Source organism: Streptomyces sp. 5-10, assembly GCF_014712245.1.
Lineage (GTDB): Bacteria > Actinomycetota > Actinomycetes > Streptomycetales > Streptomycetaceae > Streptomyces > Streptomyces violaceusniger.
This window is the reverse complement of the sequence record NZ_JACVYG010000201.1, coordinates 1-1,017: the sequence shown is the minus strand read 5'-3', so window position 1 is coordinate 1,017 and position 1,017 is coordinate 1. Positions and strand designations below refer to the sequence as shown.

Here is a 1,017-nt window from a genome sequence, read left to right as displayed (position 1 = left end):
CGAGAACGGCAACCGCGCCCCGCCCTCGCCCCCACCCTCGATCAGACCGCCCAACCCCACCGCATGCAGCGCGGAATCCAGCAGCGCCGGATGCAGACCAAACGCACCCGCCTCGGACCTGGCGCCCTGCGGCAGCTCCAGCTCCGCGTAGACCTCATCGCCCAGCCGCCAGGCGGACGTCAGTCCCCGGAACACCGGGCCGTACGCCAGCCCGGCCTCGGCCAGGCCCTCGTACAGGCCCTCGACCGGCAGCGTCGACGCCCCCGCCGGGGGCCACGCCGCCAGGTCGAACGACGCCGTGGGCGCGCCCGAGCCCAGCACGCCCGACGCATGCCGCACCCACGGCTCGTCGACCGCCGCGTCCTCGGACCGCGAGTACACCGTCAGCGAGCGCCGCCCCGAACCGTCGGGCGCGCCCAACGAGAGCTGGAGCTGGACACCGCCCGCCTCGGGGAGCACCAGCGGCGCCTCCAGCGTCAGCTCCTCCAGCAGATCACAGCCGACCTGGTCACCCGCGCGTATCGCGAGCTCCACGAAGGCCGTGCCGGGCAGCAGCACCGAGCCCGCCACCGCGTGATCGGCCAGCCACGGATGGGTGTCCAGGGCGAGCCGGCCGGTGTAGAGGAAGCCGTCGGAGTCGGCGAGCGCCACGGCGGCGCCCAGCAGCGGATGGTCGGCCACGCCGAGCCCGGCGGACGCCATGTCGCCCGCCCAGTAGCCGGTGTCGAGCCAGTAGGTCTCGCGCTGGAAGGGGTAGAGCGGCAGGTCCGTACGGGCCGTGTCCGTCCCGGCGAACACCGCGGCCCAGTCCGGCGAGACACCGTGCACATGCGCCCCGGCGACGGCGGTGGCCAGGCTCTGGAGCTCCGGGCGGCCGGAGCGCAGCGCGGACACAAGGGTGGCGTCGTCGCGGGTCAGGCAGTCCTGGGCCATGGCGGTGAGCACACCGTCAGGACCCAGCTCCACGAACGTCGTGACGTTGCGCTCCTCCAGCGTCCGTACGCCGTCGAGGAAGCG

General features: G+C 74.3%; 1 protein-coding gene. It reads right to left on the bottom strand.

Going from position 1 to position 1,017, the window contains the following annotated elements; all coding sequences use genetic code 11:
- Positions 1–1,017: polyketide synthase dehydratase domain-containing protein (locus tag IEJ02_RS47800; protein WP_191070508.1), on the bottom strand; the 1,017-nt coding region annotated here is incomplete at both ends.